The sequence below is a fragment of the Bacillus sp. PS196 genome (assembly GCF_037963555.1).
In the GTDB taxonomy this organism is placed as follows: domain Bacteria; phylum Bacillota; class Bacilli; order Bacillales; family Bacillaceae; genus Bacillus; species Bacillus subtilis.
Window position 1 is genome coordinate 146,754 of record NZ_CP150159.1, and the last position, 15,747, is coordinate 162,500.

Annotated in this window: 19 protein-coding genes, 2 rRNA genes and 1 pseudogene (1 of these 22 cut by a window edge); 20 read left to right on the plus strand and 2 right to left on the minus strand. The window is 43.3% G+C overall.

The features are described 5' to 3' along the window. The first annotated feature begins 40 nt into the window (after positions 1-40). From NST79_RS00840 to salA, 17 genes and pseudogenes are all read left to right on the plus strand, one after another. A pseudogene (locus NST79_RS00840) lies at positions 41-309 on the plus strand (ribosome-binding protein ybzG). Beyond that, positions 287-505 (plus strand): translation initiation factor IF-1, encoded by a 219-nt coding sequence (gene infA / locus NST79_RS00845; protein WP_003156508.1) that lies wholly within the window; start codon positions 287-289, stop codon positions 503-505. The pseudogene NST79_RS00840 and the gene infA overlap by 23 nt, the downstream one beginning before the upstream one ends. Positions 506-538: 33 nt before the next feature. Continuing rightward, positions 539-652, plus strand: coding sequence for a 50S ribosomal protein L36 (rpmJ, locus tag NST79_RS00850; protein WP_003156543.1), 114 nt, complete (start codon positions 539-541; stop codon positions 650-652). A 22-nt stretch (positions 653-674) separates the two neighbouring features. Continuing rightward, positions 675-1,040, plus strand: coding sequence for a 30S ribosomal protein S13 (gene rpsM / locus NST79_RS00855; protein WP_003235095.1), 366 nt, complete (start codon positions 675-677; stop codon positions 1,038-1,040). Between the two features lie 20 nt (positions 1,041-1,060). Further along, the gene (gene rpsK, locus NST79_RS00860; RefSeq protein ID WP_009966385.1) at positions 1,061-1,456 is read left to right on the plus strand and encodes a 30S ribosomal protein S11; all 396 of its coding nucleotides are present in this window, start codon (positions 1,061-1,063) and stop codon (positions 1,454-1,456) included. A gap of 176 nt (positions 1,457-1,632) precedes the next feature. Then, positions 1,633-2,577: a DNA-directed RNA polymerase subunit alpha gene (locus NST79_RS00865; protein WP_003225835.1), complete on the plus strand. Its 945-nt coding sequence runs from the start codon at positions 1,633-1,635 to the stop codon at positions 2,575-2,577. A 77-nt stretch (positions 2,578-2,654) separates the two neighbouring features. Then, positions 2,655-3,017, plus strand: coding sequence for a 50S ribosomal protein L17 (gene rplQ / locus NST79_RS00870; protein ID WP_003225836.1), 363 nt, complete (start codon positions 2,655-2,657; stop codon positions 3,015-3,017). A 127-nt stretch (positions 3,018-3,144) separates the two neighbouring features. Then, entirely contained in the window at positions 3,145-3,990 is an 846-nt protein-coding gene (locus NST79_RS00875) for an energy-coupling factor ABC transporter ATP-binding protein (RefSeq protein ID WP_212059412.1), read from the plus strand. Continuing rightward, positions 3,966-4,835 (plus strand): energy-coupling factor ABC transporter ATP-binding protein, encoded by an 870-nt coding sequence (locus NST79_RS00880; RefSeq protein ID WP_046664349.1) that lies wholly within the window; start codon positions 3,966-3,968, stop codon positions 4,833-4,835. The genes NST79_RS00875 and NST79_RS00880 overlap by 25 nt, the downstream gene beginning before the upstream one ends. Continuing rightward, positions 4,832-5,629, plus strand: coding sequence for an energy-coupling factor transporter transmembrane protein EcfT (locus NST79_RS00885; protein ID WP_004399656.1), 798 nt, complete (start codon positions 4,832-4,834; stop codon positions 5,627-5,629). The genes NST79_RS00880 and NST79_RS00885 overlap by 4 nt, the downstream gene beginning before the upstream one ends. Positions 5,630-5,638: 9 nt before the next feature. Beyond that, the gene (gene truA, locus NST79_RS00890; RefSeq protein ID WP_004399657.1) at positions 5,639-6,382 is read left to right on the plus strand and encodes a tRNA pseudouridine(38-40) synthase TruA; all 744 of its coding nucleotides are present in this window, start codon (positions 5,639-5,641) and stop codon (positions 6,380-6,382) included. 161 nt (positions 6,383-6,543) lie between these two features. Further along, positions 6,544-6,981, plus strand: coding sequence for a 50S ribosomal protein L13 (gene rplM / locus NST79_RS00895; RefSeq protein WP_003241966.1), 438 nt, complete (start codon positions 6,544-6,546; stop codon positions 6,979-6,981). Between the two features lie 20 nt (positions 6,982-7,001). Next, positions 7,002-7,394, plus strand: a complete 393-nt coding sequence (gene rpsI, locus NST79_RS00900) for a 30S ribosomal protein S9 (RefSeq protein ID WP_004399691.1) — start codon at positions 7,002-7,004, stop codon at positions 7,392-7,394. 463 nt (positions 7,395-7,857) lie between these two features. Beyond that, a complete protein-coding gene (locus NST79_RS00905) occupies positions 7,858-8,625 on the plus strand; it encodes a class I SAM-dependent methyltransferase (RefSeq protein ID WP_088325207.1) in 768 nt (255 codons plus the stop codon). A gap of 185 nt (positions 8,626-8,810) precedes the next feature. Continuing rightward, positions 8,811-9,254: a YbaK family protein gene (locus tag NST79_RS00910; RefSeq protein ID WP_003235118.1), complete on the plus strand. Its 444-nt coding sequence runs from the start codon at positions 8,811-8,813 to the stop codon at positions 9,252-9,254. 59 nt (positions 9,255-9,313) lie between these two features. Next, positions 9,314-10,027, plus strand: coding sequence for an N-acetylmuramoyl-L-alanine amidase CwlD (gene cwlD, locus NST79_RS00915; RefSeq protein WP_015252979.1), 714 nt, complete (start codon positions 9,314-9,316; stop codon positions 10,025-10,027). Between the two features lie 95 nt (positions 10,028-10,122). Then, complete coding sequence (gene salA / locus NST79_RS00920; protein WP_003235124.1) at positions 10,123-11,181, plus strand: iron-sulfur carrier protein/transcriptional regulator SalA; 1,059 nt, start codon at positions 10,123-10,125, stop codon at positions 11,179-11,181. Positions 11,182-11,216: 35 nt separating this feature from the next. On the opposite strand, the gene gerD is transcribed toward salA, so the two are convergent. Beyond that, entirely contained in the window at positions 11,217-11,774 is a 558-nt protein-coding gene (gene gerD, locus NST79_RS00925; RefSeq protein ID WP_003235126.1) for a spore germination lipoprotein GerD, read from the minus strand. Positions 11,775-11,883: 109 nt separating this feature from the next. Between gerD and kbaA the strand changes: the two genes are divergently transcribed. Next, the gene (gene kbaA, locus NST79_RS00930; protein WP_004399693.1) at positions 11,884-12,480 is read left to right on the plus strand and encodes a KinB-signaling pathway activation protein; all 597 of its coding nucleotides are present in this window, start codon (positions 11,884-11,886) and stop codon (positions 12,478-12,480) included. Here the strand turns inward: kbaA and pdaB are convergent, their stop codons facing one another. Next, positions 12,481-13,245 carry a polysaccharide deacetylase family sporulation protein PdaB gene (gene pdaB / locus NST79_RS00935; protein ID WP_003235130.1) on the minus strand — a complete coding sequence of 255 codons (765 nt, stop codon included), beginning with the start codon at positions 13,243-13,245 and terminating at the stop codon, positions 12,481-12,483. It abuts the gene before it with no gap. Between the two features lie 414 nt (positions 13,246-13,659). Between pdaB and NST79_RS00940 the strand changes: the two genes are divergently transcribed. Together NST79_RS00940 and NST79_RS00945 are read left to right on the plus strand one after the other, a co-directional pair. Continuing rightward, positions 13,660-15,209: ribosomal RNA gene (locus tag NST79_RS00940) — 16S ribosomal RNA — on the plus strand. Between the two features lie 170 nt (positions 15,210-15,379). Continuing rightward, positions 15,380-15,747: ribosomal RNA gene (locus tag NST79_RS00945) — 23S ribosomal RNA — on the plus strand (it continues 2,560 nt past the right edge of the window). Together the 16S and 23S rRNA genes form the textbook arrangement of a ribosomal RNA operon.

Below are 15,747 nucleotides of genomic sequence, written 5' to 3' on the forward strand. Positions count from 1 at the left end.
ATGTTTTTCAAGCTTGATAGGGCAGAAAGCTTGGGTGAACATTGGCAAGACCGAATTCATCTTGCTGCTTGTCGTTGGAATTTTAACCATCATCAATGTACTAACAGCAGACGGAGAAAAGCGTACATTTCATTCTCCTAAGAAAAAGAATATCAATCATTTAACCCTTTATGATTGCGTATCTCCGGAAGTTCAGAACAGTATAAACGAAACAGGGCGTGTGACAAACTTCTTTTGAAATTTGTCAGAAAGCAAGTTACTGATTTGAAGAAGGGAGAACACTTGAATGGCGAAAGACGATGTAATTGAAGTGGAAGGTACTATAGTCGAAACACTGCCAAACGCGATGTTCAAAGTTGAACTTGAAAATGGCCACACTGTTTTGGCTCATGTATCTGGTAAAATCCGCATGCACTTCATTCGCATTTTACCTGGAGACAAAGTTACGGTAGAATTATCTCCATATGACTTAACTCGTGGCAGGATTACGTACCGTTACAAATAAAGCACTCCGGAAACTGAAGGAGGTTGGAAACACATGAAAGTGAGACCATCAGTTAAACCAATCTGCGAAAAATGTAAAGTTATTCGCAGAAAAGGAAAAGTAATGGTGATCTGTGAAAATCCAAAGCATAAACAAAAACAAGGATAATTTATAAGGAGGTGCCCAGAGAATGGCTCGTATTGCTGGTGTAGATATCCCACGTGACAAACGTGTTGTTATTTCTTTAACATACATCTTCGGAATTGGCCGCACAACGGCTCAGCAAGTTTTAAAAGAAGCTGGAGTTTCAGAAGATACTCGTGTGCGCGATCTTACTGAAGAAGAACTTGGTAAAATCCGTGATATTATTGACAAACTGAAAGTAGAAGGTGACCTTCGCCGTGAAGTTTCTCTTAATATCAAACGTCTGATCGAAATCGGAAGCTACCGCGGAATCCGTCATCGCAGAGGATTACCTGTTCGCGGACAAAACTCTAAAAACAACGCGCGTACTCGTAAAGGTCCGCGTCGTACTGTAGCTAACAAGAAAAAATAAGTAAGGGAGGTTCTTAAACAATGGCTGCTGCTCGTAAATCTAACACGCGTAAACGTCGCGTGAAAAAGAATATTGAGTCTGGAATTGCTCATATTCGTTCAACTTTCAATAACACGATCGTTACGATCACTGACACTCATGGTAATGCTATTTCTTGGTCTAGTGCCGGAGCTTTAGGATTCAGAGGTTCTCGTAAATCTACTCCTTTTGCTGCGCAAATGGCTGCAGAAACAGCTGCTAAAGGTTCAATCGAACATGGTCTTAAAACTCTAGAGGTTACTGTTAAAGGACCTGGTTCAGGCCGTGAAGCTGCAATCCGTGCACTTCAAGCTGCTGGACTAGAAGTCACTGCTATCAGAGACGTAACTCCTGTTCCTCATAACGGATGCCGTCCACCAAAACGTCGCCGCGTGTAATTTGTTTGTATAGATTTTGTGTCCCTGTCAATAATGGGTTATGATACAGTTATTTATGAAACGAATGCACCGACTCGTTGCCTGAGCACATACGGGACTAAACAATGGGGAATTTCGGATGGAATCTCATATGATTCTATTCGAGGTTTCGACGTTTTGAAGGAGGGTTTTAAGTAATGATCGAGATTGAAAAACCAAAAATCGAAACGGTTGAAATCAGCGACGATGCCAAATTTGGTAAGTTTGTCGTAGAGCCACTTGAGCGTGGATATGGTACAACTCTGGGTAACTCCTTACGTCGTATCCTCTTATCCTCACTCCCTGGTGCCGCTGTAACATCAATCCAGATAGATGGTGTACTGCACGAATTCTCGACAATTGAAGGCGTTGTGGAAGATGTTACAACGATTATCTTACACATTAAAAAGCTTGCATTGAAAATCTACTCTGATGAAGAGAAGACGCTAGAAATTGATGTACAGGGTGAAGGAACTGTAACGGCAGCTGATATTACACACGATAGTGATGTAGAGATCTTAAATCCTGATCTTCATATCGCGACTCTTGGTGAGAATGCGAGTTTCCGAGTTCGCCTTACTGCTCAAAGAGGACGTGGGTATACGCCTGCTGACGCAAACAAGAGAGATGATCAGCCAATCGGCGTGATTCCGATCGATTCTATCTATACGCCAGTTTCTCGTGTATCTTATCAGGTAGAGAACACTCGTGTAGGCCAAGTTGCAAACTATGATAAACTTACACTTGATGTTTGGACTGATGGAAGCACTGGACCGAAAGAAGCAATTGCGCTTGGTTCAAAGATTTTAACTGAACACCTTAATATATTCGTTGGTTTAACTGACGAAGCTCAACATGCTGAAATCATGGTTGAAAAAGAAGAAGATCAAAAAGAGAAAGTTCTTGAAATGACAATTGAAGAATTGGATCTTTCTGTTCGTTCTTACAACTGCTTAAAGCGTGCGGGTATTAACACGGTTCAAGAGCTTGCGAACAAGACGGAAGAAGATATGATGAAAGTTCGAAATCTAGGACGCAAATCACTTGAAGAAGTGAAAGCGAAACTAGAAGAACTTGGACTCGGACTTCGCAAAGACGATTGACTAGTTTCCCTTGTGAACTAGGATTTTCGTGTGTTTATTATTCAGAAACAGCATTCCAATAAAGGAGGGGACATCACATGTCATACAGAAAACTAGGACGTACGAGTGCACAGCGTAAAGCTATGCTTCGTGATCTTACAACTGATTTGATCATCAACGAAAGAATCGAAACAACTGAAACACGTGCGAAAGAACTTCGCTCTGTAGTTGAAAAAATGATCACGCTTGGCAAACGCGGTGATCTTCACGCTCGCCGTCAAGCTGCTGCATACATCCGCAACGAGGTTGCAAACGAAGAAAATAACCAAGATGCACTTCAAAAATTATTCTCTGACATTGCAACTCGTTACGAGGAGCGCCAAGGCGGATACACACGTATTATGAAGCTTGGTCCTCGCCGTGGTGACGGAGCACCAATGGCAATTATCGAATTGGTTTAATCACATATTTTTGTGTATCTAAAGAAGGGCGGGACAGTTTCTAACTGGATCTATGCCCTTTTTTTAGATACTGCAACTTTTAATAGAGAGAAAAGCAGAGCATTAGCTGAGAGGAGGCCGGTTTTCCATGAATCAAAATCAGTTGATATCGGTAGAGGATATCGTATTTCGATATCAGAAGGACGCAGAAAGACGAGCACTAGACGGCGTCTCCCTGCAGGTGTATGAGGGTGAATGGCTTGCAATCGTAGGTCATAACGGTTCAGGGAAATCAACACTGGCCCGGGCATTGAATGGTTTAATTCTTCCTGAATCAGGCGACATTGAGGTTGCCGGGATTCAATTGACAGAGGAATCTGTTTGGGAAGTTCGTAAGAAGATAGGTATGGTCTTTCAAAATCCGGATAACCAATTTGTCGGAACGACTGTTCGCGATGATGTGGCTTTTGGTTTAGAAAACAATGGTGTACCGCGGGAAGAAATGATTGAGAGAGTAGACTGGGCAGTAAAACAGGTGAATATGCAAGATTTTCTCGATCAAGAGCCGCACCATCTCTCCGGAGGCCAAAAGCAGAGAGTTGCGATTGCGGGGGTTATTGCCGCACGTCCTGATATTATTATCTTAGATGAAGCAACATCCATGCTTGATCCGATCGGGCGAGAAGAAGTGCTTGAAACGGTAAGACATTTAAAAGAGCAGGGCATGGCGACTGTCATATCCATTACACATGACCTGAATGAGGCAGCAAAAGCAGACAGGATCATTGTCATGAATGGCGGTAAAAAATATGCTGAAGGGCCGCCTGAAGAGATTTTTAAATTGAATAAAGAACTTGTTCGAATTGGGCTTGATTTACCCTTCTCATTCCAGCTTAGCCAGCTTTTAAGAGAAAATGGACTGGCTTTGGAAGAAAACCATTTGACTCAGGAAGGGCTGGTGAAAGAGCTGTGGACATTACAATCAAAGATGTAGAGCATCGTTATCAGATGAAGACGCCGTTTGAGCGCCTAGCACTGTATGATATCAATGCATCGATTAAAGAAGGAAGCTACGTAGCCGTTATCGGGCATACAGGCTCTGGTAAGTCCACTCTTCTTCAGCACCTAAATGGTCTCCTGAAGCCGACGAAGGGACAGATATCACTAGGCAGCACTGTCATTCAGGCAGGGAAAAAGAATAAAGAACTGAAAAAACTTCGTAAAAAAGTCGGAATCGTTTTCCAATTTCCTGAGCATCAATTATTCGAAGAAACAGTTCTTAAAGATATTTCATTCGGACCGATGAACTTTGGTGTTAAAAAAGAAGATGCTGAACAAAAAGCGAGAGAGATGCTGCAGCTTGTAGGTTTATCAGAAGAGCTTTTGGACAGGTCACCCTTTGAATTAAGCGGGGGACAAATGCGCAGAGTTGCAATTGCCGGCGTACTTGCAATGGACCCTGAAGTGCTTGTTCTGGATGAACCGACTGCAGGATTGGACCCAAGAGGGCGAAAAGAGATTATGGACATGTTTTATGAGCTTCATCAACGTGGGAACCTGACGACGATCCTTGTGACACACAGCATGGAGGATGCAGCTGCATACGCTGATGAAATGATTGTTATGCATAAAGGAACGATACAAGCATCAGGCAGTCCTCGTGATCTGTTTTTAAAGGGTGAAGAGATGGCCGGCTGGGGGCTGGATCTTCCTGAAACAATAAAATTCCAAAGACACCTTGAAGCTGTACTGGGTGTGAGATTTAATGAGCCTATGCTCACAATCGAAGATGCCGCTGCTGAAATCCGTGCTCTTTTTCAGGGGGAGAAGACTTTATGATGGACAGCATGATTATCGGCAAGTATGTACCGGGGACTTCACTTGTGCACCGGCTTGACCCCAGAACAAAACTGATCACGATCTTTTTATTTGTCTGCATCGTATTCTTAGCCAATAATGTTCAGACATATGCGTTGCTTGGTTTATTTACAATTGGCGTCGTTTCTTTAACAAGAGTTCCTTTCTCTTTTTTAATGAAAGGGCTGAAGCCAATAATCTGGATTGTCCTTTTTACGTTCCTTCTTCACATCCTTATGACACATGAAGGACCGATTATCTTTCAAATAGGTTTTTTCAAAGTCTATGAGGGCGGTCTGGTTCAGGGGATATTCATTTCTCTTAGATTCGTCTATTTGATTTTAATCACAACCTTATTAACGCTTACGACTACACCGATTGAGATTACCGATGGAATGGAGCAGCTGCTGAACCCATTGAAAAAATTAAAGCTTCCTGTTCATGAGCTGGCTCTTATGATGTCAATTTCTTTACGGTTTATTCCGACACTGATGGAGGAGACAGATAAGATCATGAAGGCTCAGATGGCGCGAGGCGTTGATTTTACAAGCGGGCCTGTCAAAGAAAGAGTGAAGGCTATTGTCCCGCTTCTTGTCCCGCTCTTCGTCAGCGCATTTAAACGTGCCGAAGAGCTTGCGGTGGCAATGGAAGCAAGAGGCTATCAAGGCGGAGAAGGACGTACGAAATATAGAAAGCTTGTATGGACAGGAAAAGACACTTCTGTCATTGTCAGCTTAATTGTATTAGCTGCTTTGTTATTTTTCTTAAGGGCTTAGAGGTGCTGTATGAGACTGAAATGCACGATTTCTTATGACGGACATTTGTTTAACGGTTATCAGGTTCAGCCGGGCAAAAGAACGGTTCAGGATGAACTGGAGAAGGCTTTGGCTGTCCTGCATAAGTCAAAAGACAGAATTCCGGTCGTTTCGTCTGGAAGAACAGACAGCGGGGTTCACGCAGCCGGACAGGTGATTCATTTTGACACTCCGCTGTCTATCCCGGCTGAGAGATGGCCATATGCCTTAAATGCACTGCTTCCGGACGATATCGCAGTCAAACAGGCAGAAATTGCGGATGATGGGTTCCATGCACGATTTAGCGCAGTCAAAAAAGAATATCGCTACTTTGTATACACGGAGAAACACCCGGACGTATTTAAACGGCATTACGCTTACCATTTTTCATATCGCCTTAATGTGCAGGACATGAGAGAAGCGGCAAAGCATCTTATAGGGACACATGATTTTACGAGCTTTTGCGCGGCTAAAACAGAAGTGCAGGACAAGGTAAGAACGATATACGAACTTGATTGGACTGAGACGGCTGACGGCCTGCAAATGCGGATCACAGGCAGCGGTTTCTTATATAATATGGTCAGAATTATTGCGGGTACTTTGCTTGATGCAGGTATTGGAAAAATTTCTCCCGATGAGGTGAAATCCATGCTGGAAGCGAAGGATCGCGAAGCGGCAGGGCGCACAGCGCCGGGGCACGGGCTATATTTATGGAACGTTTACTATGACAACTAAACCAGGTGTATAATATTTTCTTGACAGAGTCTGCATAAAGTTATAAGATATCATATGGTATGTATTTCAACCCCACGATAAGCCCCGGAACTTATTGTGTTGTGAAATAGAACGTAATCGAAGTTTATTGAAAATGACAGATCATTTAGGAGGGAAATTCAATGCGTACAACACCTATGGCTAACGCAAGTACTATTGAACGCAAGTGGTTAGTTGTTGATGCTGCTGGCAAGACTTTAGGTCGTCTTTCTTCAGAAGTTGCAGCTATCCTTCGCGGAAAACACAAACCAACTTACACACCACACGTTGATACTGGAGATCATGTGATCATCATCAACGCTGAAAAAATCGAGTTAACTGGTAAAAAGTTAACTGACAAAATCTACTACCGTCACACTCAACATCCAGGCGGATTAAAATCAAGAACTGCTCTTGAAATGCGTACAAACTACCCTGAGAAAATGCTTGAGCTTGCTATCAAAGGCATGCTTCCAAAAGGTTCTCTAGGTCGTCAAATGTTCAAAAAATTGAACGTATACCGTGGTTCTGAGCATCCACACGAAGCACAAAAACCTGAAGTTTACGAACTTCGCGGTTAATTAAAAAGGAGGTTACCAATTTGGCACAGGTTCAATATTACGGTACTGGCCGTCGTAAAAGCTCTGTAGCGCGTGTGCGTTTAGTTCCAGGAGAAGGCCGTATCGTCGTTAATAATCGTGAAATCAGCGAACATATCCCATCTGCAGCTTTAATCGAAGATATCAAACAACCATTAACTTTGACTGAAACAGCTGGCACTTATGATGTTTTAGTAAACGTACATGGAGGCGGCTTATCTGGTCAAGCTGGAGCAATCCGTCACGGTATCGCTCGTGCTTTGCTTGAAGCAGATCCAGAATACCGTACAACTCTTAAACGTGCAGGTCTTCTGACTCGTGACGCTCGTATGAAAGAACGTAAAAAATACGGTCTTAAAGGCGCTCGTCGTGCACCTCAGTTCTCAAAACGTTAATTTTACGTTTTCAAAAAGCTCTCGACCTTGGGTTGGGAGCTTTTTTCTTTCAATAAAACGTGGCAGCCTCGCATAAAAATAACAACTGAATGGACGCTTGGCGGGGTTAAGCAAATTGTTTGTTTATAAACGGTCTCTTTGTAATAATCATGATAGCTTTCATTCTTATTCAATTGGAACTTCGGTCAATGTTTATTATCGTTATGTGATCAGCCCAGCTTCATCTACCCACTGTATCTCATCCGTTAAAGTTCACTGCTGATTCTTAACCCGGAGAAACAATAGCTCTCATTGCTAATGGCTTTATGTAACGAAGTAAAAGTAAATCTGATGATATAAATCACATATCTCCTTTGTGATTTTTTTGCGTTTTTATGAACTTTTTTCTAAATATGCAAAGGGAAAGCGATATCAATCTAGAAATATTTGTTATACTCTATACATTAAAGTAAGGAGAAGATTCATGAATGCGTTAGTAGCTCATAATAGCAAAGCCTGGGATAAAAAAGTAGAAACAGGCAATGAATGGACTGTTGCTGTTGAACAGCAGGTTATCGAACAAGCAAAAAAAGGCAATTGGGATATAAGGGTAACACCAATGAAAGATGTACCGAAGGATTGGTTTCCGCCTATCAAAGGTCTGAAAGTACTCTGTTTAGCATCAGGCGGCGGCCAGCAGGGTCCAGTTTTGGCAGCCGCAGGCGCGGATGTCACCGTATTAGATAACTCAGAAAAACAGCTGAATCAGGATAAAATGATTGCTGAGCGAGATGGTCTCACGATACACACTGTCAAAGGAAGCATGGACGATTTAAGTGTATTTAATGATGAATCATTTGATGTCATTGTACATCCTGTTGCCAATGTTTTTGTTGAGAATGTCCTCCCGGTATGGAAGGAAGCGCACCGTGTGTTGAAAAGGAACGGCATTCTAATCTCGGGTTTTGTCAATCCTGTTGTATTTCTGTTTGATACAGAATTAGAACAGCAAGGTGTTTTAAAAGTAAAACACTCCATTCCATACGCTGACCCAGAAGATCTTCCGAAACATAAAGTGAAAAAACTGATCGAAAATAATGAGGCTCTGGAATTCGGCCATTCCTTAGAAGACCAAATCAAAGGCCAGATTGATGCTGGTTTTATCGTTACTGGTTTTTATGAAGATAAAGGCGGGTTTGTATTAGACCAATATATCCATACATATTCTGCAACAAGAAGCGTGAAAGTATGAAAAGCAGCGACCTGTTAGAGGGGCTGCTTTTTTCATAACCAATTACAGAACGTTTGTTCCGCACCCTGCGGAAAGCTGATTTTTTATCGATTTTACACCTTCATTTGGGCGAATTTCCAACCGAATTCGGGCATTGTTTCATCATCCAAACCTCAAAATAATCGGTAAAAGGAGAGTGAATTTATATGGCAGAAGTACTGTCTTTTATGGATGTGAAACGCCAAAAGGATTTTGAATTAGAAAAGAACTTGCTCAAAGAACTCTCTCTGAGACAAATTATCCAGTCTGTTAAGGATTGTTTGGAACCATTGTTTCCATTTTTACATGATGAGCGAGATATTATTACCGAAGGCTGTATTGATTTTGCTATAGAAGCCTATTTGTTAGGCGGGCGTTTTGGGATATTCGGCTATTACGGAGAATCCATGCAGAGTATCAGTGCACGCTCTGCAAGAGAAGAAGAAGAGCTTCGTATGGAGTTTTTTGATTATCTCTATAATTGGATACACGAGCAATACGCAACATTTGATAAAAACACGGTTTATGAAGCGGCACGCAAGTTCATTAAAGATTGGTGGACAGCGGGGTTTGTTCAAAGAGAAAAACAGTGTAAGCTTCGCATGCGGTAATCATATTTCCCGGCCCTGTCCCATAGTTATGTAATAACGGACAAGCGGGAGGGGAAGGGATGAGGAAAAAGCTTAAATGGCTCAGTTTTTTGCTAGGCTTCATCGTATTACTATTTCTGTTCAAATATCAGTTCAGCAATAACGACTCTTGGAAGCCGTGGAGCCTGCCCTTGAGCGGTAAAATCATTTATCTAGATCCAGGTCATGGCGGGCCTGACGGCGGAGCAGTCGGCGGAAAGCTGTTAGAGAAGGATGTTACCCTGGAAGTGGCCTTTAGAGTCAGGGATTATCTTCAAGAACAAGGAGCGCTTGTTATCATGACCAGAGAAAGTGATACTGATCTCGCTCCAGAAGGAACAAAAGGCTATAGTCGACGAAAAGCTGAGGATCTAAGACAACGAGTCAAATTAATAAACCATTCAGAGGCGGAGCTCTATATCAGCATTCATCTTAATGCGATTCCGTCACAAAAATGGAGCGGAGCCCAAAGCTTTTATTACGGGAAATATGCGGAAAATGAGAAAGTCGCAAAATACATCCAGGATGAGCTGAGAAGAAATCTGGAAAACACAACCCGGAAAGCAAAGCGGATTCATGGTATCTACTTAATGCAAAACGTCACCAAACCGGGGGCGCTTATAGAAGTCGGATTTTTATCCAATCCAAACGAAGCAACGCTGCTCGGTAAACCGAAATATCAAGACAAGGTGGCATCTTCCATATATAAAGGCATTTTGCGATATTTCACAGAAAAAGGAGACCCTCCGGAGTAATGGAGGGTTTTCTTGTGGTTCTAAGCATAAGACACCCGCCATTTATGTATGATATAATAATAATTGTAAACGAATACACAAAAGGGTGAGGTTCGATGATAAGAGAAGATGAAGTAAGAAAACTAGTCGGAGAAATGCGCGAACCTTTTCTTCAAAGACCTCTGGGAGAATTGGATGCCGTTAAGGAAATTAAAATAAAGCCTGAAAAACGGCATATCAGTGTAAAAGTCGCTCTTGCAAAAACAGGAACTGCAGAACAAATGCAGATTCAGCAAGAGATCGTAAACGTATTAAAAGGGGCAGGAGCTGAGACAGTCGGCCTTCGATTTGAAGAGCTGCCTGAAGAAACGGTTGCTAAATTCCGGGCGCCGTCAGCTGAGAAAAAAACATTATTAAATATGGATAACCCGCCAGTCTTTCTTGCTGTAGCAAGTGGAAAAGGCGGCGTAGGCAAGTCAACTGTGTCAGTAAACCTAGCTATTTCTCTGGCTCGTCTAGGGAAAAAGGTTGGTTTAATTGATGCGGATATTTATGGGTTCAGTGTGCCGGACATGATGGGTATCACTGTGCGTCCAACAATTGAAGGAGAGAAACTTCTTCCTGTTGAACGCTTTGGAGTAAAGGTCATGTCAATGGGCTTTTTCGTAGAAGAAAATGCCCCGGTCGTATGGAGAGGGCCGATGCTCGGCAAAATGCTGAATAATTTTTTCCATGAAGTAGAGTGGGGAGAAGTAGACTATATCGTTCTTGATCTTCCGCCTGGTACAGGGGACGTTGCTCTCGATGTACATACAATGCTTCCGAGCTGCAAAGAAATTATCGTATCTACGCCACATCCGACAGCTGCTTTTGTCGCGGCCAGAGCGGGCTCTATGGCGATTAAAACCGATCATGAGGTCGTGGGTGTCATAGAGAACATGGCTTATTATGAAAGTGCAAAGACAGGGGAAAGAGAATATGTGTTTGGAAAAGGCGGAGGAGATAAACTGGCTGAGGAACTAAACGTGCCTTTGCTCGGCAGAATCCCATTGAAACAGCCCGATTGGGATAAGGACCAATTTGCTCCGTCTGTTTATGACGAAAATCATCCAATCGGAGAAATATATCAGGACATCGCAAAAAAAATAGATGCAAAAATGTCAGTGCAGGTATAAAAGGTGAACCGGGATTCCAGATCCCGGCTTTCCCTTTATTCACTTTCTTTTGCTGTGTCTTTTGCTGCTTTTTTCAGCTCATCTTCGAACTGCTTTTTGTAAAGCGGACTAGAAAGTGTTTCGTTAATAACCTCTTCTAAATAACTGCGGAATTCTTGGCTTTTTGCCAGCTGGCTGTACTTTTTATCCATGCCGGGATCCTGCATAACGCTCATCAGCATCTTCTGGTAATCTGGATCCTTCATCAGCTTTTTAATCACTTTTTCATGCTCTGTCTGAAGAGTTTTGGCAAAGCCCTCAGCAAAATCAGTGTCTTCAAAGATGTTTTTCCAAAATTCTTCACCTTTTTTAGATGTGAGTGTTTTTTCTATTGTTCCTTTAATTGCATCTTGGTCAATCACCAGCGCTTCATTCATGGCATCATCATTTAATAATTCCTTAATAGCTTTCTTTCCATCATCAGTTTTTAATATATCAACAACCATTTTTTTGGTCTGATCATAGTCCATATCCGCTGCTTGGTCTTTTGGAGCGCAAGCTGTTACAGATAATAACAAAAAACAGCTCATCAATAGCGTTTTGGCTTTTGACATGCTTAAGCTCCTTTCACATACTTGTCTTACCTTTAATATGATTCATCTGTTTGGAATTATACATAACAAAATATCGCTGTTCGCGATTTTTGAGGGGATGAATAAAGAAATGAAAAGCCGTGGTTTAGTTCGTTTTTTCTTTTCTATTTTAGCTGTCGGGGCGCTTATCACGAGTATTGTGGGTTTTGCTTTAAAGTGGGGAGAATATAGAGGGCTGTTTCTAACATTTGAAGCGGGACAGATTTTCTCTGTTTTATTTTGGTTTATCGGTGTAGGCATGATTTTCAGTGTGATCAGCCAAATGGGTTTTTTCGTGTTTTTAACAGTTCATCGGTTTGCGCTTGAGATATTAAGGTCCTCCTCTTTGTGGAATTTGCTGCAGTTGTTTTTCATCCTGTTTGTTGCTTTTGATTTAATGTACGTGCGTTTTTTATTTTTTGGAGAGAGCGGAGAATCGCTGGCTGGCTATGCGTGGTTACCGGTGTTTTTATTGATCTTTGGAGTGATTACAGCTTATATAAAGCAAAAGCAGTCCTCTAAGAAAACATTTGTGTCATCGTTATTTTTGATGGTTGTGATTACCGCATTAGAATGGTTCCCTGCATTAAGAGTAAATGATGAGGACTGGCTTTATTTAATGCTTTTTCCGTTAATGGCATGTAATGCCTTCCAATTGCTGATGCTGCCGAAGTTTGCAGCAAAGTAATTACTTTACCTCTGCGGATTTGGCATCAGAATTTGCGATGAGATCACCCACGGTTACATTTTTTAATCCTTTTTCTTTCAGCTGATGGATGATATCAGGCAATGCTTCTTCTGTTTGTTTTGCAGAATCGGAGGCATGTAAAAGAATAATGTCTCCACCGGAAACTTGCTTGGTCACATTGTCGATGATTTTTTCAACTCCGGGATTTGTCCAGTCTTGAGAGTTCACACTGTAATGAACGACTGTATAATTGTATTGCTTTGCGACCTTTAGAACATTCTTATTGAATTGGCCGGTAGGGGGTCTTAATAGCTGTATGTCTTTGACCCCTAACTTTTCAAAGGCTGTTTGCGCACGGTTCATGTCCTTTTTTATTTCGCTGCTCTCTAAATTGGCATAGTTTTTATAAGCGTAGCCCATGCTCCCGATTTGATGGCCGTCCTTTACGATACGGGCCACTGTGTCGGGATGGCGTTCTGCCCAAGAAGCGGACAGGAAAAACGTTGCGTTTTTAATCCCGTTTGCTTTCAGAGTATTAAGTATCGGTTCTGCTCTCTCATCACCCCAGCTGATATCGAAAGTAAGTGAAATATCTTTAGAGTCTGTTTCTCCTTTATAAATGGCTTTAGGTCCGGTGTCAGTTGAAAACACGGGAAGCGGGACAGCTCTTTGGATATAAAAAAAGCTGGCAGCTGCAAATGCGGCGATAAGTATAATAATTAATTGTTTTACCCGTTTAATGTGCCACACATAGAAGTGATTCACTGATGATGCCTCCTTATCTTGTCCATCATTCTTGTTTTACATCTTATGAGCATGGACAATTGAATATAACCGATAAAATGTCTCTTCACATACAGCCTAAATTGGGTGTTGACCTTTTGATAATATCCGTGATATATTATTATTCGTCGCTGATAAACAGCTGACATCAACTAAAAGCTTCATTAAATACTTTGAAAAAAGTTGTTGACTTAAAAGAAGCTAAATGTTATAGTAATAAAGCTGCTTCGTTAAGCGGCAGTAATGATCTTTGAAAACTAAACAAGACAAAACGTACCTGTTAATTCATTTTTATAAATCGCACAGCGATGTGCGTAGTCAGTCAAACTAGGGCCTGTATGACGCAGGTCACACAGGTGTCGCCGCAGGATGCGGTGAACTTAACCTGTGATCCATTTATCGGAGAGTTTGATCCTGGCTCAGGACGAACGCTGGCGGCGTGCCTAATACATGCAAGTCGAGCGGACAGATGGGAGCTTGCTCCCTGATGTTAGCGGCGGACGGGTGAGTAACACGTGGGTAACCTGCCTGTAAGACTGGGATAACTCCGGGAAACCGGGGCTAATACCGGATGGTTGTTTGAACCGCATGGTTCAAACATAAAAGGTGGCTTCGGCTACCACTTACAGATGGACCCGCGGCGCATTAGCTAGTTGGTGAGGTAACGGCTCACCAAGGCGACGATGCGTAGCCGACCTGAGAGGGTGATCGGCCACACTGGGACTGAGACACGGCCCAGACTCCTACGGGAGGCAGCAGTAGGGAATCTTCCGCAATGGACGAAAGTCTGACGGAGCAACGCCGCGTGAGTGATGAAGGTTTTCGGATCGTAAAGCTCTGTTGTTAGGGAAGAACAAGTACCGTTCGAATAGGGCGGTACCTTGACGGTACCTAACCAGAAAGCCACGGCTAACTACGTGCCAGCAGCCGCGGTAATACGTAGGTGGCAAGCGTTGTCCGGAATTATTGGGCGTAAAGGGCTCGCAGGCGGTTTCTTAAGTCTGATGTGAAAGCCCCCGGCTCAACCGGGGAGGGTCATTGGAAACTGGGGAACTTGAGTGCAGAAGAGGAGAGTGGAATTCCACGTGTAGCGGTGAAATGCGTAGAGATGTGGAGGAACACCAGTGGCGAAGGCGACTCTCTGGTCTGTAACTGACGCTGAGGAGCGAAAGCGTGGGGAGCGAACAGGATTAGATACCCTGGTAGTCCACGCCGTAAACGATGAGTGCTAAGTGTTAGGGGGTTTCCGCCCCTTAGTGCTGCAGCTAACGCATTAAGCACTCCGCCTGGGGAGTACGGTCGCAAGACTGAAACTCAAAGGAATTGACGGGGGCCCGCACAAGCGGTGGAGCATGTGGTTTAATTCGAAGCAACGCGAAGAACCTTACCAGGTCTTGACATCCTCTGACAATCCTAGAGATAGGACGTCCCCTTCGGGGGCAGAGTGACAGGTGGTGCATGGTTGTCGTCAGCTCGTGTCGTGAGATGTTGGGTTAAGTCCCGCAACGAGCGCAACCCTTGATCTTAGTTGCCAGCATTCAGTTGGGCACTCTAAGGTGACTGCCGGTGACAAACCGGAGGAAGGTGGGGATGACGTCAAATCATCATGCCCCTTATGACCTGGGCTACACACGTGCTACAATGGACAGAACAAAGGGCAGCGAAACCGCGAGGTTAAGCCAATCCCACAAATCTGTTCTCAGTTCGGATCGCAGTCTGCAACTCGACTGCGTGAAGCTGGAATCGCTAGTAATCGCGGATCAGCATGCCGCGGTGAATACGTTCCCGGGCCTTGTACACACCGCCCGTCACACCACGAGAGTTTGTAACACCCGAAGTCGGTGAGGTAACCTTTTAGGAGCCAGCCGCCGAAGGTGGGACAGATGATTGGGGTGAAGTCGTAACAAGGTAGCCGTATCGGAAGGTGCGGCTGGATCACCTCCTTTCTAAGGATATTATACGGAATATAAGACCTTAGGTCTTATAAACAGAACGTTCCCTGTCTTGTTTAGTTTTGAAGGATCATTCCTTCGAAACGTGTTCTTTGAAAACTAGATAACAGTAGACATCACATTCAATTAGTAATACAAGATATCACATAGTGATTCTTTTTAACGGTTAAGTTAGAAAGGGCGCACGGTGGATGCCTTGGCACTAGGAGCCGATGAAGGACGGGACGAACACCGATATGCTTCGGGGAGCTGTAAGCAAGCTTTGATCCGGAGATTTCCGAATGGGGAAACCCACCACTCGTAATGGAGTGGTATCCATATCTGAATTCATAGGATATGAGAAGGCAGACCCGGGGAACTGAAACATCTAAGTACCCGGAGGAAGAGAAAGCAAATGCGATTCCCTGAGTAGCGGCGAGCGAAACGGGATTAGCCCAAACCAAGAGGCTTGCCTCTTGGGGTTGTAGGACACTCTGTACGGAGTTACAAAAGAACGAGGTAGATGAAGAGGTCTGGAAAGGCCCGCCATAGG